This is a genomic window from Microbacterium sp. NPDC012755 (genome assembly GCF_042901325.1).
GTDB classification, from domain to species: domain Bacteria; phylum Actinomycetota; class Actinomycetes; order Actinomycetales; family Microbacteriaceae; genus Microbacterium; species Microbacterium natoriense.
This window is the reverse complement of sequence record NZ_JBIBCT010000001.1, coordinates 568,448-590,263: the sequence shown is the minus strand read 5'-3', so window position 1 is coordinate 590,263 and position 21,816 is coordinate 568,448. Positions and strand designations below refer to the sequence as shown.

General features: G+C 69.5%; 13 protein-coding genes. 11 read left to right on the top strand and 2 right to left on the bottom strand.

Going from position 1 to position 21,816, the window contains the following annotated elements:
* Positions 1 to 22 precede the first annotated feature (22 nt).
* Positions 23 to 688 (bottom strand): type 1 glutamine amidotransferase domain-containing protein, encoded by a 666-nt coding sequence (locus tag ACFY5A_RS02845; RefSeq protein ID WP_387231665.1) that lies wholly within the window; start codon positions 686 to 688, stop codon positions 23 to 25.
* Positions 689 to 772: 84 nt separating this feature from the next.
* Here ACFY5A_RS02845 and ACFY5A_RS02840 point away from each other — a divergent pair, with 84 nt between their 5' ends.
* Complete coding sequence (locus ACFY5A_RS02840; RefSeq protein WP_387231663.1) at positions 773 to 1,672, top strand: LysR family transcriptional regulator; 900 nt, start codon at positions 773 to 775, stop codon at positions 1,670 to 1,672.
* A 3-nt stretch (positions 1,673 to 1,675) separates the two neighbouring features.
* On the opposite strand, the gene ACFY5A_RS02835 is transcribed toward ACFY5A_RS02840, so the two are convergent.
* Entirely contained in the window at positions 1,676 to 2,263 is a 588-nt protein-coding gene (locus tag ACFY5A_RS02835; RefSeq protein ID WP_105676822.1) for an antibiotic biosynthesis monooxygenase, read from the bottom strand.
* A gap of 436 nt (positions 2,264 to 2,699) precedes the next feature.
* Between ACFY5A_RS02835 and ACFY5A_RS02830 the strand changes: the two genes are divergently transcribed.
* From ACFY5A_RS02830 to pulA, 10 genes are all read left to right on the top strand, one after another.
* Positions 2,700 to 3,638 (top strand): helix-turn-helix domain-containing protein, encoded by a 939-nt coding sequence (locus tag ACFY5A_RS02830; RefSeq protein WP_387231661.1) that lies wholly within the window; start codon positions 2,700 to 2,702, stop codon positions 3,636 to 3,638.
* A gap of 198 nt (positions 3,639 to 3,836) precedes the next feature.
* Positions 3,837 to 6,569 carry a VWA domain-containing protein gene (locus ACFY5A_RS02825; RefSeq protein WP_341941183.1) on the top strand — a complete coding sequence of 911 codons (2,733 nt, stop codon included), beginning with the start codon at positions 3,837 to 3,839 and terminating at the stop codon, positions 6,567 to 6,569.
* A gap of 98 nt (positions 6,570 to 6,667) precedes the next feature.
* Complete coding sequence (locus tag ACFY5A_RS02820; protein ID WP_341941184.1) at positions 6,668 to 8,203, top strand: SpaH/EbpB family LPXTG-anchored major pilin; 1,536 nt, start codon at positions 6,668 to 6,670, stop codon at positions 8,201 to 8,203.
* 152 nt (positions 8,204 to 8,355) lie between these two features.
* Positions 8,356 to 9,213: a class C sortase gene (locus ACFY5A_RS02815; protein WP_341941185.1), complete on the top strand. Its 858-nt coding sequence runs from the start codon at positions 8,356 to 8,358 to the stop codon at positions 9,211 to 9,213.
* 356 nt (positions 9,214 to 9,569) lie between these two features.
* Positions 9,570 to 10,172 (top strand): LuxR C-terminal-related transcriptional regulator, encoded by a 603-nt coding sequence (locus tag ACFY5A_RS02810; RefSeq protein ID WP_341941186.1) that lies wholly within the window; start codon positions 9,570 to 9,572, stop codon positions 10,170 to 10,172.
* A 334-nt stretch (positions 10,173 to 10,506) separates the two neighbouring features.
* On the top strand, positions 10,507 to 11,142 hold the full coding sequence (locus tag ACFY5A_RS02805) for a response regulator transcription factor (RefSeq protein WP_341941187.1): 636 nt from the start codon (positions 10,507 to 10,509) through the stop codon (positions 11,140 to 11,142).
* Positions 11,139 to 13,298, top strand: coding sequence for a sensor histidine kinase (locus ACFY5A_RS02800; protein WP_387231657.1), 2,160 nt, complete (start codon positions 11,139 to 11,141; stop codon positions 13,296 to 13,298). The genes ACFY5A_RS02805 and ACFY5A_RS02800 overlap by 4 nt, the downstream gene beginning before the upstream one ends.
* Positions 13,299 to 13,337: 39 nt before the next feature.
* Positions 13,338 to 14,174: a response regulator gene (locus tag ACFY5A_RS02795; protein ID WP_387231655.1), complete on the top strand. Its 837-nt coding sequence runs from the start codon at positions 13,338 to 13,340 to the stop codon at positions 14,172 to 14,174.
* Between the two features lie 39 nt (positions 14,175 to 14,213).
* The gene (locus ACFY5A_RS02790; protein ID WP_344012972.1) at positions 14,214 to 15,398 is read left to right on the top strand and encodes a thiolase family protein; all 1,185 of its coding nucleotides are present in this window, start codon (positions 14,214 to 14,216) and stop codon (positions 15,396 to 15,398) included.
* Between the two features lie 398 nt (positions 15,399 to 15,796).
* Positions 15,797 to 21,808 carry a pullulanase-type alpha-1,6-glucosidase gene (pulA, locus tag ACFY5A_RS02785; RefSeq protein ID WP_387231653.1) on the top strand — a complete coding sequence of 2,004 codons (6,012 nt, stop codon included), beginning with the start codon at positions 15,797 to 15,799 and terminating at the stop codon, positions 21,806 to 21,808.
* Positions 21,809 to 21,816 lie beyond the last annotated feature (8 nt).

Sequence of the window (21,816 nt, the reverse complement as noted above, 5' to 3'; positions counted from 1 at the left end):
CGGGCCCGGCGCGATGCGCCGGTCAGGACAGCGCTGAGACCAGGGCCTCGGCGGCGGATGCCGATGACTGCGGGTTCTGCCCGGTGATCAGGAGCCCGTCGACCACGGTGTGATCGCTCCAAGGCTGCGCCACGTCGACATCGGCTCCGAGCTCCCGCAGCGAGGTCTCCAGCAGGAAGGGCGCGCGATCGGCGAGACCGTCGAGGCGCTCCTCCTCGTCGGAGAACCCCGTGATGCGACGGCCGGCCACGATCGGCCGTCCGTCGGCGGTGCGTGCGGGGAGCAGAGCCGCGAGCCCGTGGCACACCGCCGCGAGCGGGCGTCCGCCCGCCACCGTCGCCGTGATCAGCGCGGCGGAGGCGGCATCGGTCGCGAGGTCCTGCATCGGCCCGTGCCCTCCGGGGTAGTAGACGGCGTCGTAGGCCGCGGGCTCGACATCGGCGAGCACCAGCGGGGACGAGAGGCCGGGGATCGCGGCGAAAGCGTCGACATCGCCTTCTCCGAGGCTCGCCACGTCGGCGACCGGCGTCACCCCGCCGGGGGTCGCGAACGCGACGGAATGACCGGCCGCGGTGAGCAGGCGGTAGGGCGTCAGCAGCTCTTCGGCCCAGAAGCCGGTGGGGTGCGCCGTGCCGTCGGCGAGGGTCCAGGTGCGGGCGCCGGTGACGACGAAGAGGACGGTGGACATGGTGTCTCCAATGCGGTCGAAGTGATCGGGGTGCATCAGGGGGGAACGGATGCCGATGGTGCGTGATTCCGATACATTCTCGATATGAGCGATCGGAATGTCGATGGTCTGCGCGACCTCCCGCTGTGGCGCACGTTCCTCGCCGCCTACCGGGCCGGTTCGGTCTCCGCCGCGGCGCGCACGCTCGGACTCGCGCAGTCGACGGTGACCGCTCAGCTCCAGGCCCTCGAGAGGAGCACCGGAGAGCCCCTGTTCGAGCGCTTCGCACGCGGCATCCGTCCGACCCCTCGCGCCGACGAGCTCGCCGCGCGGCTCGCGGCCCCGCTCGACGCGCTCGCCTCAGCGGTGGGGCAGGACTCGACCGCCGCGGCGCCCGTGCTGCGGCTCGGCGGGGCGGCCGAGTTCCTCGCCAGGGTGGCGCTCCCCGCGCTCGCGCCCGCCGTCGCCGCGGGTCTCCGTCTCTCCGTCACCGCGGGCCTGGCCGACGACCTCCTCGACGCCGTGCGCACAGGATCGCTCGACCTCGTCGTCTCCGCCGTGCGCCCTCGCGGGAGGTCGGTGGCGGCGTCAGCGCTGTGCGACGAGGAGTTCGTCCTCGTCGCGTCGCCGTCGCGCGGGATCGCTCCCTCCGCCGAGCTGTCGGCCGCCGAGCTCGCAGACATCCCGCTGCTCGCCTACGCGCACGACCTGCCGATCCTGCGGCGGTACTGGCGGCATGTGTTCGGCATCCGACTGGAGCGCGATCCGGCGCTGGTCGTGCCCGATCTGCGGGCGCTCGCAGCCGCCGCCGTCGGGGGAGCGGGCGTGACGGTGCTGCCGAGCTATCTGATCGCCGACGAGCTCGCGGACGGGCGACTGATCGTGCTCCGGCCGACCGACGATCCGCCCATCAACACCCTGTTCCTGGTGCGTCGCCCCGGTGCGCTGTCCCCGCACGCGGCCACGGTCGAGGCTGCTCTGCGCGCCGCCGTCTCCGGCTTCTGAGCCTCAGCGGGCGAGCCAGCCCCGCAGCGTCCTCGTCACCCACGGCAGCACCCAGTACGTCATGATCGGCGTGAGCACGACGGTCGTGCACAGCACTCGCAGCCAGATCGGCAGCTCGTTCCACCCCGGCACCGGGCTGAGCGCGTAGGCGAAGGCGACGTTCGCGGGGAAGAACCCGAGCCAGATCGACACGGCCTGCTTCCACCGCGGCGGGGTGCGCACCACCGAGACGGTCGCCGTGGTGCCGTCGGCGCGGGGGATGGTGATGGTGTCGGTGCTCGGGTCGTCGAACCATCCCTCGATGCCGGTGCGCCGCTTCGCGCGCTCGCTGCGCACGAAGCCCTCCCCGGCCGAGCGCCACCACTCGCGTTCCCCCGAGCGCTCCCACGCGACGAGGGTCTCCTCGTCGGCGAAGCGGTAGAGCATGTGCCAGACGTTCGAGTCCTCGCCGTCGCGCACCCAGCCCGACCCGAGGAACCCCGGATACCTGTGCGCGAGGTTCACACCGGTCTGCGCCCAGGCCGTCGCTTCGGCGACGTGGTCGGGGTCGACCTCGCGGCGGATGGACACGGTGATGGGTTCGCTGGACATGGTGGGTCCTCGGAGGGGTGCGCGGCCCGGATCGCGGGCACGTCGGAAGGGGGATGCGCCAGGGTGGCGGCGCCTCGTCGATTCTATTTCGGATGCCGAGGGGAGGCGTCGCGCGGGCGTCCGCTGCCGGAGAACGAAGAGCGGCAGCCGGTTCCCGCAGAACCCGACGCGGCCGCTGCCTCGCCTGGTGTGATGGATGAAGCACCCGATCTCCCGCGGTTCTCGCGGGGAGTCGGAGTCCGCGCCCCCAGCGCGGAGAGGCCGGTCCCCTCCGGCCCTGGCGGCGGCCCCCACCCGTCGCCGGTCGGCAGGACCCGGAGCCCCATCCGGGTTCTGCCGGCGTTACTGTGTGACGTGACATCGCACGGCCCCCGGTCTCCTCCGGTCGGCGTCGTCGGCGATGCTCGGCCCGCAGCAACGGGGAAGGAGCACACGGATGCCCGGCACCAGCACGAGCGCAGCCCGCAGCGGCAACACCTCCGTGCGCCGCGTGCACTTCCCGATTCCGAGCATCCGGTCGCTCGAAGGGTGCGAGGTCACCGGGGAGTACCTCCGCCGCGTGGACACCAGGGTGATCGGGGTCGACGACGGCGCCCCGCTGAGGGCGCGGGTCGCCCGGGTCGGCGACATCCGGTTCTGGCACGTCGCCTCCCCGGAGATCGAGATGCAGTGGCCGTCTCCCGCTCCGACGACCCGGCTCCTCTTCGTGATGTGCGTCTCAGGGCGGATGATGGTCGAGCCCGTGTTCCCTGCGGGGCGGAGCAGCACGCGCGTCGTCGTGATCCCCGCCGCCACGGCGGAGTCGCGGATCCGTTTCACGGCCTCACGCAACGAGTTCTTCGCGATGTCGGTGCCCGACCCGGGGATGCTGACGACGGCGGGCGCGCGGCCGGCGTCTCCCGCGATCAGCCTGGATGCGCTGCGCCCGTTCATCGGCTTCATCGACGGGGTCACCGCGGTCGACGACGCCGAGCACCTCGACGCGTCGCCGCTGCACGCGGCGGCACGGAGCGTCGCTCGGAGCATGATCGAGCTGGTCGGCGGCAGCCTCACCGATCGACGCTGCATCGTGACGAGGGCGACGGACATCATGCTCGCGGAGTCGGACGATCCGAGGCTGACGACGGCATCCCTCGCCGACCGGCTGGACGTGTCGCCGCGCACCCTGCAGGCGGCGTTCGCCAAGGAGGAGCTCACCGTCAGGGGGATGCTGCGCGACATCCGCGCGCGCTCGGCCAGGGCGCTCAGGCGGTCTCAGCCCCATATGTCGGCCACGGCCGTCGTCCGCGCGGTCGGCTTCGGCTCTGAAACCGCGATGTTCCGCGCGCTGCGCGAACTGGGGGAGCGGGATGCTCCCCCAGTTCCGATCTCCTGAGCAGACGGCTCGCTTCGATTTCACGTCGGACTCTCATAGGGCCGCCGTATCGACGGGTTGGGACCCCCACTTGTGAGGGATATGCCGGTTAGACCGTGATGAAAGTGCCCCCACGCGATTCTCTAGGGTGACACGTTCTGCGCGCCTGGTGAAGCTCGCTGCGTGATCGTACGGACTTCGAGAGCATGGTGGTGGAAGATGTCGCATGAGCAGAGCGCGCCCTATCGCGGGCGCAAGGCTGCCCGACGCAGACGGCGGAGAGCACGCATCGGCGTGCTGGCGTTCGCAGCGGTGCTGTCGCTGTTGGCGTTCACTGCGATGCAGTCGACGGCGCCGGTGCTCGCGCAAGTCGGAGCGGTGACGACACCCGACTCGGCCTCTGAGGAGAATGCAGCGGGCGGCGAGACCGACCCGGCGACGGCTGACGCGGAGTCGGCAGACGGTGCCGTGGGCACGTCTGCGGAGGCCGTCGAGCCCGCAGTGGAGGGCCAGATCGACGGCACGATCACCCGGGCCGAGGCGATCGATGCCGGAATCACGCCGATGAGCGTGCCGGTGCCTGGGCCGAACCAGATCGTGATCAGCGTGAAGGTCGGTGGAGACCGCCTGCCTGGTGGCGGCATGAGCGACGTGGACGCCACGGGAGTCGCTGGGGTGACGTTGCGACTGTCCAATGCGGCCTCCGCGCCGAACACGTGGAGTGCGTTCGGATGGGCGACGTGCGTCTCCGATGCCCAGGGTGACTGCAACTTCGTGGTTCCGGTGCAGGCCGGCGCAACCTCGGCCGCGGGGATGAACGTCAATCAGCAGCCCTATGTGCATCAGATCAGCGAGAACACTTCCGGCTGGCACCTCGCACCCGTTCCGCTCTACGTCACCGGCGTAACCACGACGTCGTACGTCTTCCGTCTAGCAACCACCGTCACTGCCGGGAGTACCTATCGTTCGACCACATTCTCGCCCTTCATGAAGGCTTCGGCGGACCCCGTAGGCAGCCAAGTGACGTCATCGAATGGGCGCTGGATGGTCGTGAGAGACAATCCGCCGATGGTGGAGTCGTGTGGCCTCGATGTCGCCGTCGTGATGGATCTCTCGTCGTCGATCGGCGCCCAGCTCCCCGCAGCGAAGGGAGCACTGGATACGCTCATCAACAGCCTCGGGGGCACGCCGAGCAACGTCGCGCTTTTCAACTTCAACACCAACAGTCCCGCGCTTACCGCCGGAGGAACGCTCAGTAACTATCCGACCCTCATGCCGGTCCGGACAGCCGCCGAGGCCGCCGTCGTCAAGGCCATCTACGCAGGTTGGCAGATCTTCGGTTCGACGAACTGGGACCAAGCGCTTGCCGAAGTCGCGGCGGCGTCGCCCCGGTATGACGTGGTCGTCTTCATCACCGATGGGAATCCGACCATCCACTCCGACGGCGAGTGGACCGATACGGGCACCTGGGGCAATTACGTCACGACACGCAGCCTTGAGGCGTCCACGTTCTCGGCCAACGCCGTGAAAGCAGAGGGGGCGAGGGTCGTACCGTTCTTCGTCGGAACTGCCCCGACGGTCAATCTGCAGAACAACCTGCGTCTGATCTCCGGGCCCACCCTCGGTAGTGACTTCTTCATCTCCGCCGACTACACTGCGGCGGCTCAGCAGTTGGCGGAGTTCGCCAATGACAACTGCCAGAGTAGCGTCGTGCTCAAGAAGCGCGTGGTCAACCCGGGGTTCGACACGGCCGGAGCGACGAAGGCGCAGCTCGACGCGAACTCCACTCTCGCGCCGAACTGGACCTTCGATGCGTCGGCGACCTCCCCGACGTCGATTCCCGGTGGCACGACCGTGTTCACCACCGGTGCCGACGGTTCCGTCGTGGTCCCGCTCGCCTTCGCAGAACCCGCCACATCAGGGGCAGTCACCATCGCGGAGCGGCAACAGGCGGGGCACCTCCTCATCCAGGCGGGCGGACAGAACGCCTACTGCGAGGACGCGAACACAGGAACACGCGTGAACGTCACGAACGTCGGGACCACAGCGTCGAGCAATCCCGGCTTCACGGCGACGGCGACCGCAGGGGTCGCGCTCGAGTGCGTCGTGTACAACCAGACCATCCCGCCGGCATCCGTGTCGGTGTCGAAGCGCGTGCAGGACGTGAGCGGTCAGAACGAGCGCGCAGGCCAGGGATGGACCGTGGGCATGACCGCGACCGCGACGGCCGGCACCGCCACGGCCAGTCCGGCCGCGGCCACGCAGGTGACCCCAGCGAACGGCACGGCGCCGTGGACGGTCGGCTTCGGTACCGGGGCTTCGCGGGCCTCTGTATCCGTGTCGGAGACGCAGCAGCCCGGCTGGACGTTCGTGAGCGGCACCTGCAGGGTCACCTCGTTGACAGGCGCCGTGCGCGATCAGGTGATCGCAAGTGCGGCCGGGACGACCCTCACGGGGATTGCGCCCGGTGACTCCGTCGCGTGCACCTTCGTCAACAGGCCGCAGCCCGGAACCGTCACGTGGGGGAAGGTCGATGGCGACGGCACCCGGCTGAAGGGTTCGAGCTGGACGATCACAGGCCCCGGGGCTTCAGGCGCCGTGCGGACGGTCGATGACTGCATCGTCGCCACCTGCACAGGGGCGGACACCGATGCGCGTCCCGGCTATCTGAGCGTGACCGGCCTCGACTGGGGGAGCTATTCCCTCGTCGAGACCAAGGCGCCGGCCGGGTACGTGCTCGACGCGACGCCCCGCGCATTCCAGGTCGGAGTCACCGCGCCGGCTTCGCTCACCGTGTCGCTCGGCGCCATCGCCAACCGGCAACAGGCCGTTCCCACCATCCCGCTCACCGGAGGGATCGGGCGCGATCATCTGTTGATCGCTGGTGCCTCCGTCCTCCTCCTCACCGTCGGCTTCGCCCTCTGGCAGCGCCGACGGCGGAGATTCACATGAACCGGGAGCCTCTCGGTCATGATTCCGCGTCGCCGGGTTCCCGGTCGCACACACCCGTTCGCGTCGCTCTCGACGTGACTTACAGAAAGAGAAGTCCAATGCTCCGCAAGAATTCGACGCCGGCCAGTGGCCGCCGCGCAGTGGCGGCGATCGCCGCCCTGTCGCTGGGCCTCCTCGGAGCGACGATCGCGGCGACGGCGGCGAATGCCGCGCCCGTCCCCGGCCCGGTCGACGACACCCGGATGGGTTCGCTCACGATCCACAAGTACGCCTATCCGGCCGACGGATCGCAGAATCCCTCCGGCACCGGCACTGATCCGACGAACCCGATCGGCGGAGTCGCCTTCGAGGTCTGCCGGATCAACAACGTCACCTCCCTCGGCAACACCAGCAACCTCGGCTGGGCGCAGGTGAACGGCCTCAGCGCGACGTCTTCGGCGAGCCCGAGCACGCCGCTCACGGGCACGACCAACGGCGTCGACGGGACGACGACCTTCCCTCTCAGCAGCTGCACGACGGTGACGACAGCCGCCAACGGCACCGCTCCGGCGATCACGAACCTCCCCGTCGGCGCCTACTGGGTGCACGAGACCGTGGTGCCAGCCGGCGTCACGGCGGGTGCGCCTTTCATCGTGACCGTGCCTACCCCGGCCGACACGACCGGCGGCGCCGCGAACACCGGCGACTGGGAGTACGACGTGAACGTGTACCCCAAGAACACGAGGAACTCGGCGCCCACCAAGACTCTCGGTGACCAGCCGACCAACGGCGTCGTGCTCGGCGATGACATCGACTACACGATCCGCCAGGTGATCCCCGCACTGCAGACGGGACAGACCTACAGCAAGGTCGTCGTGACCGACACGCTCGATGCGAAGCTCGACCTCGTGGCGGGGACCGTCGTGGTCAGGGTCAACGGCACGACGATCTCCGACTACACTCTCAGCACCACCGGTGACGTGATCACCGTGACGCTCGGCGCCACCGCCCGAGGCGCGCTCCAGGCCGATGACGTGCTCACCGTGGACTTCACCGCGAAGGCGAACGCCACCGGTGTCATCTCCAACACCGCGTACGTGAACGTCAACGACCTCAACGTCACGCCTGGCGAACCCGGCACCCCCACCAACCCCACGGTGACGCGGTGGGGCAACGTCCTGGGTCTCAAGACCGATCGCGACGGCAACGCCAACCTGGGTGGCGCTGAATTCGAGGTGTACTTCACTGCCGACACCGACGGGACGTGCGCGATTCCCGCGACGACCGCTGTGGGCGCTGCGGTGACGACGGTGACGTCGCAGCCCGACGGCACGATCGTCGTTCCGGGCCTCTGGGTCGGCGACACCAATGCTCCGGTATCGAACCGTTGCTACATCCTGAAGGAGATCGTCGCGCCTGCGGGTTACGTTCTTCCTGCGGGTGACGCCGCGCTCACCGCGGTCAACGTCCAGGCGGACTCGGCGGTCACCGTGCCGTCGTTCTCGGTCCGGAACGACCAGCAGCTCGTTCCCGGACTGCCGCTGACCGGTGCAGACGGCGCCCGGGCTCTGACGGTCGTGGGCGGTGCGCTCGTCCTTCTCTCGGTCGGTGGCGTCCTCGTCGCTCGCCGGCGTCGGCAGTCCATCGACGCCTGAGTAATCTCGGGCAAGGCCTCCCGGGCGGGTGACCGCTCGGGAGGCCTTTTTGAGGAGGAACACGAATGGTGACCAGGAGCGACCGCCGGGTACGGTCAGTGGAAGTGAAGCCCGTTGCTCGTGGCCGTCGCTGGACTCCCAATCTCCTGCTGATGCTCACCGTCGTCGGCGCCGTCGTCGGGGTCACCGTGCTCACGTACTCGAGCGCGGCCAGCTGGATCTCGGCTCTCAACCAGTCCCAGGTCGTCAACGACTACGCGATATCGGTCAACGACGCCGAACCCAGTGCGGCCGAGCAGATCAGGGAGGCGCGCGCGTACAACTCCGCGCTTTCGTCCGGCGCGCTGCTCGCCGCGAACGCGAATGTTCCGGAGGGGATGTCGGCATCCGACGGCGGATTCGACTACTTCGGAATGCTGAAGACGTCGACAGGGGTCATGGCGCGATTGCAGATCCCCGACATCAATCTCGATCTCCCTATCTACCACGGTACGAGCGAGGCGACGCTGGAGATGGGGATCGGCCACCTGGAGGGAACCTCGTTGCCGGTCGGCGGTGCGAGCACCCACTCCGTGCTCACCGGGCATCGTGGACTGCCGACGGCGACGCTCTTCACCGACCTCGACCGCCTCGAGATCGGAGACGTATTCACGATCACGACGTTCGGCGAAGTTCTCACCTACCGGATCGTTGAGCGCAAGGTCGTGGCTCCGGAGGACACGGAGACCCTGAGGCAGGTGGAGGGTGAGGATCTGGTCACCCTGGTGACCTGCACTCCTCTGGGCGTCAACTCTCACCGGATCCTCGTGACGGGCCAGCGGGAGACCCCCGCGCCGCCAGCGGCGATGCATGACGCCGCGCAGGACGCGGAAGGGGCGGGCTTCCCCTGGTGGGCGGTCGCCTACGGGGCGGCGCTCGTCGCCATCGCGGTGTACGCCTGGTGGGCGGGACGCCCCAGTGGTCGGAGACACGAGGCGAATGACGTGTCTCCGACCAGCGGACCCCGCTGACACTGCGTTGCTGAGCAGCAACAGGTGAAACGGGCATCTGCAACGACGGATTCCTTGCCGCCCCTCAGTTCTAGGGGTTCTGAGTGATGTCGCGTGAGGATCAGGCCCGCGACCGGTCTCTTACCGTATGACAGTGAGTGGCCAGGGGAGAACCTGCACCCTCGAGGCCTCGGTGCGCGGCAACGGCGTCGCGCTCCGGGTTGTGTGTTCTGGAACAGTGCTGGGGAGCCTGTCTGAGGGGGAGAGCACGCACGGAGGTGTCGGAGAGCGCAAGGGGGTGCGTTCTCCGACACCGTATCGAGATGAGTGGAACGGAAGGTGGGGCGATGCGCGGCACTCGGGGGACTGTGCTCAGAGTGGGGATCGTCGATACGCATCGCACGATCCTCGTGGGGATGGCCGCCATGATCAACGCCCGCGAGGGGTTCCACGTGGTGGCCGCGGGCCGTACCGTCGCCGAGCTCATGATGGTGTCGCGACGGATGGACATCGTCCTCCTCGATGCGAAGTCATCGCTCGGGGCGCCCGTGGAAGCCGATGTCTCATCGCTCATCGCCATCGGCGCGCGTGTGCTGCTGCTCGTCGACGAGACGATACCCGGCGGACGCGTGCGCGCTCTGCCGGCCGGCGTCTCAGGAGCGGTGCGCCGATCAGACGACGGGTCTCACCTGGCGACGAGGATCCGCGCGGCCGTTCACCGAGCGTCGGCATCCGCTTCCGTTCCCGACTCCGCCCGCGACGTGGAGTTGTCGGCACGAGAGGCTGAGGTGCTCGGTCTGTATGCCTCAGGTGAGACTGCAGAGACGGTTGCCGGCCTGCTGTTCATCACACGCGAGACGGTCCTGGATCACATCAGGAGGATCCGCACGAAGTACGCCGCGGCGGGTCGCCCAGCCGTGACGAAGGTCGATCTCTTCCGCAGGGCCATCGAGGACGGAATCGTGCACGCGGGGGCATAGGCTGCGCCACGAGCTCGGTCCCCCAGAAAGGTCTTCTCGATGCGACATGTGTTGAGGAGGCCTGATCGCGAAGTCGTGATCCACAAGACCCCGGGGCGGGACTGGAGTGTCGCCGCCCCGGGCCCGTGCGCCTGCTGATGCAGGGGTGCATGGCGGCGGGCGCACGAGGCGGCGGGGATGCGGGCCATCCCCGCCGCTGACGCACCGCCTGACGGAATGGAGCACTCAGCGTACCGATCCGCAGATCTCAGACGACGTTCCGATGGAGTGACCGGAATACTGCACGAGCGCTATGCTCAGCTGTGGGGAGAGCCCACCCGAGGGAGATTTCTTCATGCCCATTCTCGTCGGAATCGTCGAGGATCACCCTGCCACGGTGCTCGGCACCGTGGCGATACTCCGGAAGCACGCTGACATCGTCGTCGCCGCGACGGGATCGCGCGCTCCGGACCTCCTCTCCAAGGCGTCGAAGCTCGACGTCGTCATGCTCGATCTGGCGCTCTCCGACGGCTCTTCTCCGACGGAGAACATCCGCACCCTGGCGCCGCTCGGAGCGCAGATCATCGCCTACACCTCCGGTGAGCAGTCGCGTCTCGTCCGCGAGGCCGCGCGCGCCGGCGCCTCCGGGATGATCCGCAAGTCCGAGCGCATGGAGGTGATCGTCGAGTCGGTGCGTCGCGCAGCCCGGGGCGAGGTCATCGCGTCCCCCGACTGGGCGGCGGCGCTCGACGCCGACCGCGAGTTCGTGTCGGCGAGGCTGAGCCCGCGGGAGTCGGAGGTGCTCTCCCTCTATGCGTCGGGGGAGACCGCCGACCGCGTGGCGCAGTCCCTGTTCCTGTCGCGGGAGACGGTGCTCGATCACATCCGTCGGATCCGCGCGAAGTACGCGGCCGTCGACCGCGCCGCTCCCACGAAGGTCGACCTGTTCCGTCGCGCCATCGAGGACGGGCTCGTCGCGCCGGATCAATGACCTCGCTGCGCGACGAGCTGACGCTCGTCGATCGACGCCTGGGCCGGATCATCGCGTGGTGCGGCATCCTGAGCACCGTCGCCGCATGGTCTCGCATCCTCCCGCAGATGCCCGAGTTCGCCCCCTGGTGGACCCTCCTCGCCGCCGTGCCCGTGCTCGTGATCGTGGTCCTCGCGGTCGCGGGAGCCACGCTCTCGGCGACCGCGTGCCGCGTGCTCTGGGCGACGACGATCCTCTCGGTCACGGCCGCTCAGGTGACGGTCTTCCTCGGCTACCGTGGCGATGACCCCGACGGACTGCGTCCGTGGATCGGCGTTCTCGGCCCGATCGCCGTGTGCCTGATGCCGCTGCTCGTGCGCTCCGCCGTCGCCGCCGTCGCGCTCGCGGCGGTGATCCCCTTCGCGATGGTGCTGTCGGGACTCGTGTTCCTCGGAGTCGTGCCCGCGACGGCGCTCGCGATGACCCCGATCCACGTCGGCAACATCGCCGTGCTCGCGGCGGTGATGGGCGCGCGGGCGCGACTGCTCCGCCTGGAGCGCGCCGAGGAGTCGACCCGGCGTCTCGAGTCGCGGCGCGACAGGGCGCAGGAGCGGCTGAGGAGCCAGCGCGCGGTGGCCAGGATCGTCCACGACGAGGTGCTGTCGGTGCTGACCGCGGCGATGCGTCTTCCCGGGCCGGCGCTCCCGGAGGTGCGGCAGGCGGCGTCGGCGGGGCTGGAGGCGCTCCGCACCGCCATGCGCATGCACCCCGGAACCCAGATCGACGTCGAGCGGGAGCTGGAGGCCGAGGACGCCGGACAGGCTCTGGCCCGAGTGGCGCACGGCATCGCCGCCGACGCGGATCTGAGCATCGCGATGAGGGCGGGCACGGTCCCTGCCGCAGTGCTGGAGCGCTCGTCGCTCGCGCTGGGGGAGGCGCTCCGCAACAGCGTCCTCCACGCGCGGAACGGGGGCCCGGCCGTCTCGGTCGACGTCGGGGGAGACGAACTCACGCTCGTGGTCTCCGACCGAGGACCGGGCTTCGATCCGGATGACGTGGCTCCCGAGCGGATGGGGCTGCGCAACAGCATCCTGCAACGCATGCGCGACCTCCCCGGCGGCACGGCGGACGTGACCTCGGGCGCGGGCGGCACACGCGTCGAGCTGGGATGGCGGCGCGCTGCGGCGAGGGTGATCGACTCCGGACTGTCCACTCGGATCGCACGGGTCGCGGTCGCCACGCTGTGGGTGACGGGGATCGTGCAGAGCCTGTTGATCGATCTCTTTCCCGTTCCGAACCCCGCCGTCGGCATCGGATGCTATCTGGTGGCCCTTCTCGGCGCCCTGATGGTCACGGCGCAGCATCCCGGCAGGCTGCGCGGCGCGGAGGCGGCGGCGGTCATCGGATGCGCGGTCATCGTCGCGCTGTGCGTGCTCGCCTACGCCGACATCTTCGACGCTCCCGCCGGCGAGGTGTGGCTGCTGACCTTCGCCTCTTACCTCGTCGCTCTCGTGGCGGCGCGCGGCAATCCGGCCGCCGGCTGCGTCGGCGCCGTCCTGCTCGTCGGGCTCGTCGCCGCGTGGGGATCCGCGACCGGCCAGCCCGCCATCGGGGTCGTGGCCATGGCGACGCCGACCGTGGTCTCCCTGCTGGTCGGCGTCACGTGGTTCATCGGCGTCAGCAGGATTTCCGTGCGCGAGTACGGCGTCCGCGCCGCCGCTGTCGAGGCCGCATCGGCGACCGTCTTCGCCGCAGCCGAGCGGTGGTCGTCACGGCGGGAGCTGTCCGGCATCCGCAGGACCGCCCAGCCCCTGCTCACCGCGCTCGCCTCGGGCGCCGACATCGACGACGCGCTCATCGGGGAGCTCGCCGCGGCTGAGGGGAGCATCCGCGACCGCATCCGCGCTCCCGGCCTGCACCACCCGGCACTGGTCGCGGCGGTGGATGGCGCACGCCGGAGAGGCGTGCATGTGCTGCTGCTCGGCGAGGAGACGGCGATGAGGCACCGCCTTCCCGGTGAGCTCGCCACGTCGATCGCGCGACTGGTCGCGGAGAAGGGGGCGGTCGCGGTCACCGTCAGGGAGGTGCATCGCGACGGCGGTTCCGTGGTGACGGTGGTGCGTGAGCGGGGGGACGGCAGCGTGCAGCGAGAGGAGTTCTCGCGTGCCGACGCATGACGCGTCCCCCACTTACGGGGGAAAGACGTCCCGTTCCTTGTGAGCGGAGGGACTACCGGCAACCCTAGAGAAGCGGTTCGTCCGCCACGAGGTGACTCTCCTCCCCAGAGTCCCTCTCAAGCTGCGGGGGCGACGTCACCCCCGCAGCTGTACTGCAGCGTGAAACGGGGTGTCGGCGCATCTACTGGGGACTCGCGCCGAGGAAAGTGGTGTGAATTAGTGGGGACCGGAGTGAACTCGATCGTTCGCGTGGGGATTGTGGACGATCATCGGGTCATGCAGCTCGGAACGACGGCGATCATCAACGGGCATCCGGGCCTGCACGTGGTCGCGGTGGGGACGACCGTGGCCGAGCTGCTGGCGCTCCAGCAGCGCATGGACGTCATCCTGCTCGACCTCACGCTGTCAGACGGGTCGACGCCGTCGCAGAACATGGCGGCGCTGTCGCGCACGGGAGCGCGGATCCTGGCCTTCGTCGCCGAGGAGCCGCCGCCGATGCTGAGACAGGCGGCGCGGGCGGGCGCCGTCGGACTGATCAGGAAGTCGGCTGACGCCCCGCAGATCATCGCCACGATCCGCGCGGCCGCCCGCGGGCAGGTCGTCGCCGGGGCCGAGTGGTTGGCGGAGATGAGCCGCGCGGTGCCCGAGGTGGCCGATGCCGGTCTCTCCGTGCGAGAGGCCGAGGTGCTCGCGCTCTACGCGGCGGGCAACACGGCCGAGAGCGTCGCCCAGGGTCTCTACGTCTCGCGCGCCACCGTGCTCGACCATATCCGCCGGATTCGTGCGAAGTACGCCGCGGCAGGACGTCCCGCGCCGACGAAGGTCGACCTCTTCCGCCGCGCGGTGGAAGACGGGCTCGTCCAGTCCGAGTCCTGACCCGCGCCGTGGCGGCCATCGCGGGGAGAGAATGGAGCCATGAGCACGCGCAGCGAAGCCGTCCTGATCGATGTCGTCCGCACTCCCGTCGGCCGGGGCAAGCCAGGGGGAGCGCTCTCGGGCGTGCACCCGGTCGACCTCGCCGCCGGCGTCCTCTCCGCGCTCCTGGAGCGCACCGGGCTGGAGTCCGCGCAGATCGACGATGTGCTGCTCGGCTGCGTGAGTCAGGTCGGAGATCAGTCGTCGAACATCGCGCGCCAGGCTCTCCTCGCCGCCGGATTCGATGAGTCGGTACCAGGGGCCACCATCGATCGGCAGTGCGGATCCAGTCAGCAGGCGGTGCACTTCGCGGCGCAGGGCGTGATGGCGGGGGCCTACGACGCCGTGATCGTCGGCGGGGTCGAGTCGATGAGCCGAGTGCCGCTCGGCGCCGCACTCGCCGGAGGATCGCCGATGTCGCCGCGGTTGCGCGCACGCTACCCGGAGGGTCTGGTCAACCAGGGCGTGAGCGCCGAGCTCATCGCACAGCGCTGGGGCCTCGACCGCGACGCGCTCGACGCCTATGCCGCGGAGTCGCATCGGCGTGCGGCATCCGCCTGGTCGGAGGGCTTCTTCGACAGGACGATCGTCGCGGTCGACGAGGCGCCGGATGCGGTGACCGATGAGACCGTCCGGCCGGGGACGACGGCCGAGGGGCTGGCCGGCCTGAATCCGGCGTTCCGCACGGACGCGCTCGCCGCGCGCTTCCCCGAGCTCGGGTGGCGGATCACACCGGGCAACTCGTCTCCTCTGACCGACGGCGCCTCCGCCGCGCTGATCATGAGCGCCGACCGTGCCGCCGCGCTCGGGCTGACGCCGCGCGCACGGTTCCATGCGTTCGCCGCTGTGGGCGACGACCCGCTCCTCATGCTCACCGGGCCCATCCCGGCCACCCGTCGCATCCTCGAACGGTCGGGCCTCGGCATCGACGACCTCGACGCCTACGAGGTCAACGAAGCATTCGCCTCGGTGCCGCTCGCCTGGGCTGCCGAGGTCGGGGCGGATGCCGCCAGGCTCAACCCGCGCGGCGGGGCGATCGCCCTCGGGCACGCGCTCGGCTCGTCCGGCACGAGGCTGCTCGGCACCCTCGTCGATCATCTCGACGCCGTCGGCGGGCGCTACGGACTGCAGACGATGTGCGAGGGCGGCGGCATGGCCAACGCCACGATCATCGAGAGGCTGTAGCCGCGGCGACCCGTTCCGGAGCGCGCCGCAGAACGGAGAAGACCCCCGCCGACCCGATTCGGCGGGGGTCTTTCGCGGTGTGGGCACCGCGACGGGAGCAGACGCTCACCGTTGGCGCGGAAGCTGTGACTACCCGATCCGGTCTGAGTCTCTGTCCGCGCATCTGCAGTTGTAGCCGGTGGAGGTGACCGGACGGTGAACGAGGGGAGAACTCGCGGATCGGGGGAGGGGCGTCTCCTGAAAGCGCTTGCGTTATCGGCTTCTTCGGCCGGACGAGGCTGGAATATTACGCGACAGAAGTGCTGGAAGCGCTTGCAGTTTCTCCCAGCGGACTGATAGCTTCGCACGCACAGCATCCGGGCACGCCGTCGTGTCCTCTCCATCCCCAGGGAGCATCCGTGTCGAAGACGACCACCGCACGCCGTACCGCACTCCTCGCCGTCACCGCGCTCATCACCGCGGGGCTCGCGGCCGTGGCCGCACCCGCGGCATCCGCCGCAGAGCGCACCGCGGCGCTCGTGGGTGACCTGCAGTCCGAGCTCGGCTGCGCCGCCGACTGGGCGCCCGACTGCGCCGCGACCGAGCTCACCCCCACGGGTGCGCCGGGCATCTACAGCGCCGAGTTCGAGGTGCCCGCCGGCAGTTACGAGTACAAGGTCGCTCTCAACGACGGGTGGGATGAGGCGTACGGACTCGACGGCGGAGGGGACAACATCCCGCTGACGGTCGCGGGCCCGGCGACCCTCCGGTTCACCTACGACGACACCCGCCACCGCATCGGCGTCGAGGTCGAAGACCTTCGCGGCGGCTACACGAGCGACGACGATGCGCTCATCGCGGCACCGGTGCGGCAGCCGGGCGCGGGGGAGCAGTTCTACTTCGTGATGACGGACCGCTTCGCGAACGGCGATCCGTCGAACGACAGGGGCGGTCTGGACGGCGACCGGCTCACGACCGGATTCGACCCCACCGATAAGGGCTTCTACCAGGGCGGCGACATCGCCGGCATCCGGAACGAGCTCGACTACATCGAGGGACTGGGGACCACCGCGATCTGGCTCACCCCCAGCTTCGCGAACAAGCCCGTGCAGGGAGAGGGGGCGAACGCGAGCGCCGGCTATCACGGCTACTGGGTCACCGACTTCACCCGCATCGATCCGCATCTCGGCACGAACGAGGAGTTGCAGGCGCTGATCGCCGAGGCGCACGATCGCGGCATCAAGGTCTACTTCGACATCATCACCAACCACACCGCCGACGTCATCGACTACACGCAGCAGAAGTACGACTACATCGACCAGGCGACGAGCCCGTACCGGGACGCCGACGGAAAGGCGTTCGACCCCGGCGACTATGCCGGCACCGGCGACTTCCCCGCCCTGGACCCCGCCACGAGCTTCCCGTACACGCCCGTGGTGGCGGATGCCGAGAAGGACGTGAAGGTCCCGTCCTGGCTCAACGACCCCACGCTGTACCACAACCGCGGAGACTCGACCTGGTCCGGGGAGTCCGTGACCTACGGGGACTTCAGCGGCCTCGACGACCTCATGACCGAGCATCCGACCGTCGTCAACGGCTTCGTGCAGGTCTACGACAAGTGGATCGACCTCGGCATCGACGGATTCCGCATCGACACCGTCAAGCACGTGAACTTCGAGTTCTGGCAGCGGTTCACGACGGACGTGCTCGACTACGCCCATGCGAAGGGCAAGAAGGACTTCTTCATGTTCGGCGAGGTCTACGACGCCGATCCGGTGAAGCTCGCCCCCTACGTGCGCGACACCGACATGAACTCGATCCTCGACTTCACATTCCAGTCCTCGGCCGTCAGCTACGCCTCGGGCAACTCCGCGAAGGGGCTGCAGTCGCTGTTCGCTGGCGATGACCGCTACACGACCTCCGACTCCTCGGCCACGGCACTGCCGACCTTCCTCGGCAACCACGACATGGGCCGGGTGGGGAGCTTCCTGCGGAACACGGACTCCGCGGTGCAGCGCGACGAGCTCGCGCACGAGCTGATGTTCCTCACCCGCGGGCAGCCCGTCGTCTACTACGGCGACGAGCAGGGCTTCGCCGGCACCGGCGGCGACAAGGACGCACGCCAGTCGCTCTTCGCCACGCAGGTGGCGGAGTACGCGAACCAGAACCTCATCACGGGAGAGCAGGTCGGCTCCACGGACCGCTACGGCACCGACGGCGAGCTGTACCGCAGCATCGCGGCGCTGTCCGATCTCCGCGGGGCCCACCCCGCGCTCGTCGACGGCGCGCAGATCGAGCGGTACACGGCATCCGGTGCGGGCGTGTATGCGTTCTCCCGGGTGGATGCCGACGACAGGGTCGAGTACCTCGTCGCCGTCAACAACGCCTCCTCGGCGCAGACCGTCGACCTGAAGACGCTCACCGCCGACGCCGGCTACAGCGCCGTCTACGGCGACGGCGCGGCGCTGACGACGGATGCCGGTGCGGCGACGAGCATCACGGTGCCCGCACTGTCTGCGGTGGTGTGGAAGGCGGATCGCAAGGTCACCGCTCCCGCCGAGGCCGCGCCGGTCACCCTGAGCGTTCCCGCCGCGGGCGCCGGCCTCGCCGGGCAGTCCGCCGTGCAGGCGACCATCGCCGACCAGTGGGCGCAGACGAGCTTCGCGTACCGCGTCGTCGGGTCCGACGAGTGGCACGCGCTCGGCACGGCGGAGGACACCGATCCCCGCGTCTTCCACGACATCCGGGGCCTGGCGAAGGGAACGCTGGTCGAGTACCGGGCGGTGACGACGGATGCCGCAGGCCACCACTCCGCGGCATCCACCTACGCCTCGGTCGGCAACGCCGTGACGCTCGAGCAGGCCGAGGAGCCGGAGTCCCCGATCGACATGGTGACCGTCCCCGGCAGCGTCAACTCCGAGATGGGATGCGCGGGCGACTGGGATCCGGCGTGCGAGAAGGCCGCGCTCACGCTCCGTGCAGACGGGGTGTGGGCCGGTACGTTCGACCTCCCCGCCGGCGACTACGAGTACAAGGCGGCGATCAACGGCAGCTGGGCGATCAACTACGGCGCCAACGGCGCACCCGACGGCTCGAACATCGCCGTGCACCACGCGGGCGGACCGATCACGTTCTACTTCGATCCGCGCACGAACATCGTGCAGTCCACGTCGGAGGGCCCCATCGTCACGCTCCCCGGCTCGCAGCAGTCGGAGCTCGGCTGTGCGGCCGACTGGTCGCCCGACTGCCTCGCGACCCTCATGGCCGACGGCGACCGCGACGGCGTCTACGAGTTCGCGACGGACGAGCTGCCGACCGGCGCCTATGAGCTGAAGGTCGCGCACGGCCTGAGCTGGACGGAGAACTACGGAGCGGACGGAGCGCCTGGAGGGGCGAACATCTCGTTCAGCGCCACCGAGGGCAAGGTCACGACCTTCCGCTACACGCTCGCCACGCACATCCTCGAGGTCGTGAGCGTCGACCCGCCGCTCCCCGGCACGGGCGAACTGCGTGCGTACTGGACCGACGCGACGACCATCGCGTGGCCCGCGACGCTCGGGAGGCCCGACAGGGCCGCGTACCAGCTGTACTCGGCATCCGACGCCGCGCTCGCCGTGGCCGACGGCGACGTCTCGGGTGCGGATCCGATCGCCCTGACCGTGATCGACGGCGGTCTCACCGACGCTCAGCTCGCGCGCTTCCCCGCTCTCCAGGGCTACCTCGCGCTGAGGGTGAAGGATGCGGATGCCGCGGCGCTCGTGCGCACGCAGCTCGCCGTCGCCCAGCGCGACACGGCAGGCGCCCTCACCGCTTTCACGGGCGTGCAGATCCCCGGGGTGCTCGACGACCTCTACGCCGCAGCACTCGACGAGGTCGACCTCGGTGTCACCTTCAGCGGCAAGAAGCCGACCTTCCGGCTGTGGGCGCCGACGGCGCAGAGCGCGGCCCTCCTGACCTGGAACGCCGGGGCGAGCGGCGATCCCGTGCGTCACGACGCGGCATGGGACGCGGCATCCGGCACCTGGACCGTGAAGGGCGGCAAAGACCTCAAGGGCGATGAATTCCTGTGGGAGGTGAAGGTCTACGCGCCGACCACGGGGAAGATCGAGACCAACCTGGTCACCGATCCGTACTCGACGGCCCTCACGCTGAACTCGGAGCGCTCCGTCGCGATCGACCTCGACGACAAGGCATGGCAGCCCAAGATCTGGCAGAAGACGAAGTCCCCCGTCGTGGAGAAGTCGGTCGATCGCGCGATCTACGAGCTGCACATCCGCGACTTCTCGATCAGCGACGAGACCGTGCCCGCGGAAGAACGGGGCACCTACCTCGCCTTCGACGAGAAGAGCGCGGGCACCGATCAGCTCCGCCAGCTCGCGGATGCCGGCATCAACACCGTGCACCTGCTGCCGTCGTTCGATCTCGCCACGATCGAGGAGGACCGCGCGGCCCAGGCCGTGCCGGACTGCGACCTCGCATCGTTCGGCCCGGCGTCCGATCAGCAGCAGGCGTGCGTGCAGGCCGTGGCCGATGCGGACGGCTTCAACTGGGGCTATGACCCGTACCACTTCTCGACGCCCGAGGGCTCGTACGCGGTCGATGCGAACGGCGGGGCGCGCGTGGGCGAGTTCCGCACCATGGTCGGCTCGCTCCACGACATGGGGCTGCAGGTCGTGCTCGACCAGGTGTTCAACCACACCGCGGCATCCGGTCAGGCGGGCACATCGGTGCTCGATCAGGTCGTGCCCGGCTACTACCAGCGGCTGAACGCGGCGGGAGCGGTCGAGACCTCGACCTGCTGCCAGAACGTCGCGACCGAGCATCTCGCCGCGCAGAAGCTCATGGTCGACTCGATCGTGACGTGGGCGCGCGACTACAGGGTCGACGGCTTCCGGTTCGACCTGATGGGGCACCACTCCACGACCAACATGCGGGCGATCCGCGATGCGCTCGACGCGCTGACCCTCAAGAAGGACGGCGTCGACGGCACGGCGATCTACCTCTACGGCGAGGGCTGGAACTTCGGCGAGGTCGCGAACAACGCGCTGTTCGAGCAGGCGACGCAGGGCCAGCTCGGCGGCACCGGCATCGGCACGTTCAACGACAGGCTGCGGGATGCCGTGCACGGCGGCAGCCCGGTCGACGGCTCCTCGACGTTCCGACAGGGCTTCGGCACCGGTCTCGGCACGGACCCGAACGGGAACCCGATCAACGGCACGACCGAGCAGGCGCTCACAGACCTCGGCCATGAGACGGATCTCGTCAAGCTGGGGCTCGCGGGCAACCTGCGCGACTTCACGTTCGTGACGAGCGACGGGAAGGTCACCGCCGGTTCCGGCATCGACTACCGCGGCTCGGCCGCAGGCTATGCCCAGGAGCCGGACGAGGTCATCAACTACGTCGACGCCCACGACAACGAGACGCTGTACGACCTGTCGGTGTTCAAGCTGCCGGTGGGCACGTCGATGGCCGACCGGGTGCGCATGAACACGCTCGAACTGGCGACCGTGACGCTCTCGCAGTCGCCGTCGTTCTGGCACGCGGGCACCGAGCTGCTGCGCTCGAAGTCGCTCGACCGCAACAGCTACAACTCGGGCGACTGGTTCAACCGCATCGACTGGACAGGCCAGGAGTCGACCTTCGGCTCCGGCCTGCCGACCGCGGCGGACAACCAGGAGAAGTGGCCGCTCATGGCGCCGCTGCTGGAGAATCCGGCGCTCAAGCCCGGAGCCTCCGACATGGCGTCGGCCGAGGCATCCGCCCTCGATCTGCTGCGGGTGCGTGACGAGGTCGACCTGCTGCGGCTCGGCTCGGCGGATCTCATCGAGCAGAAGGTGACGTTCCCGAACAGCGGAGCGGAGGCCGCGCCCGGTGTGATCCTCATGCAGATCGACGATCTGGTCGGGGCCGACGTCGACCCCGAGCTCGACGGAGCCCTGGTGGTGTTCAACGCGTCGCCCGCACCCGTCACGCAGACGGTGGCGGGGCTCGCCGGTCGCTCGTTCGCTCTGACGCCCGCGCAGGCGAACGGAGCGGATGCGGTGGTCAAGAGCACGACGTGGGATGCCGCGAGCGGCACGGTCACGGTGCCCGCGCGGTCGGTCGCCGTGCTGGTCGACGACCAGGTGCAGCCGATCGACACGTCCGTGCGGCTGAGCTCGTCCGACGTCGTCGTGAAGGCGGGCCGGAACGCGATCGTGAAGGTCACGGTCGCCGCCGACGACCGCAGCGCCGCCGTCGGCACCGTCACGGTGCGCGACAACGGCAAGGTCGTCGCGACGGTCGAGCTGACCACCGCCGATCGGGGCAGGGTCACGGTGACCGTGCCCCAGGTGACCCGCGGCATCCACTTGATCACGGCGCGGTTCGAGGGGACCGAGCCGTACACGGACTCACGTTCCTGGCTCCCGCTCCCCGTGATCGCCTACTGAGTCCTGGC

Bases quoted from the DNA above. Each gene is read 5' to 3' on its own strand.
- ACFY5A_RS02805 (WP_341941187.1), top strand. From the start codon at position 10,507: ATGCCCATTCTCGTCGGAATCGTCGAGGATCACCCTGCCACGGTGCTC.
- ACFY5A_RS02840 (WP_387231663.1), top strand. From the start codon at position 773: ATGAGCGATCGGAATGTCGATGGTCTGCGCGACCTCCCGCTGTGGCGC.
- ACFY5A_RS02825 (WP_341941183.1), top strand. From the start codon at position 3,837: ATGTCGCATGAGCAGAGCGCGCCCTATCGCGGGCGCAAGGCTGCCCGA.
- ACFY5A_RS02790 (WP_344012972.1), top strand. From the start codon at position 14,214: ATGAGCACGCGCAGCGAAGCCGTCCTGATCGATGTCGTCCGCACTCCC.
- ACFY5A_RS02820 (WP_341941184.1), top strand. From the start codon at position 6,668: ATGCTCCGCAAGAATTCGACGCCGGCCAGTGGCCGCCGCGCAGTGGCG.
- ACFY5A_RS02800 (WP_387231657.1), top strand. From the start codon at position 11,139: ATGACCTCGCTGCGCGACGAGCTGACGCTCGTCGATCGACGCCTGGGC.
- ACFY5A_RS02815 (WP_341941185.1), top strand. From the start codon at position 8,356: ATGCTCACCGTCGTCGGCGCCGTCGTCGGGGTCACCGTGCTCACGTAC.
- ACFY5A_RS02830 (WP_387231661.1), top strand. From the start codon at position 2,700: ATGCCCGGCACCAGCACGAGCGCAGCCCGCAGCGGCAACACCTCCGTG.
- ACFY5A_RS02845 (WP_387231665.1), bottom strand. From the start codon at position 688: ATGTCCACCGTCCTCTTCGTCGTCACCGGCGCCCGCACCTGGACCCTC.
- ACFY5A_RS02835 (WP_105676822.1), bottom strand. From the start codon at position 2,263: ATGTCCAGCGAACCCATCACCGTGTCCATCCGCCGCGAGGTCGACCCC.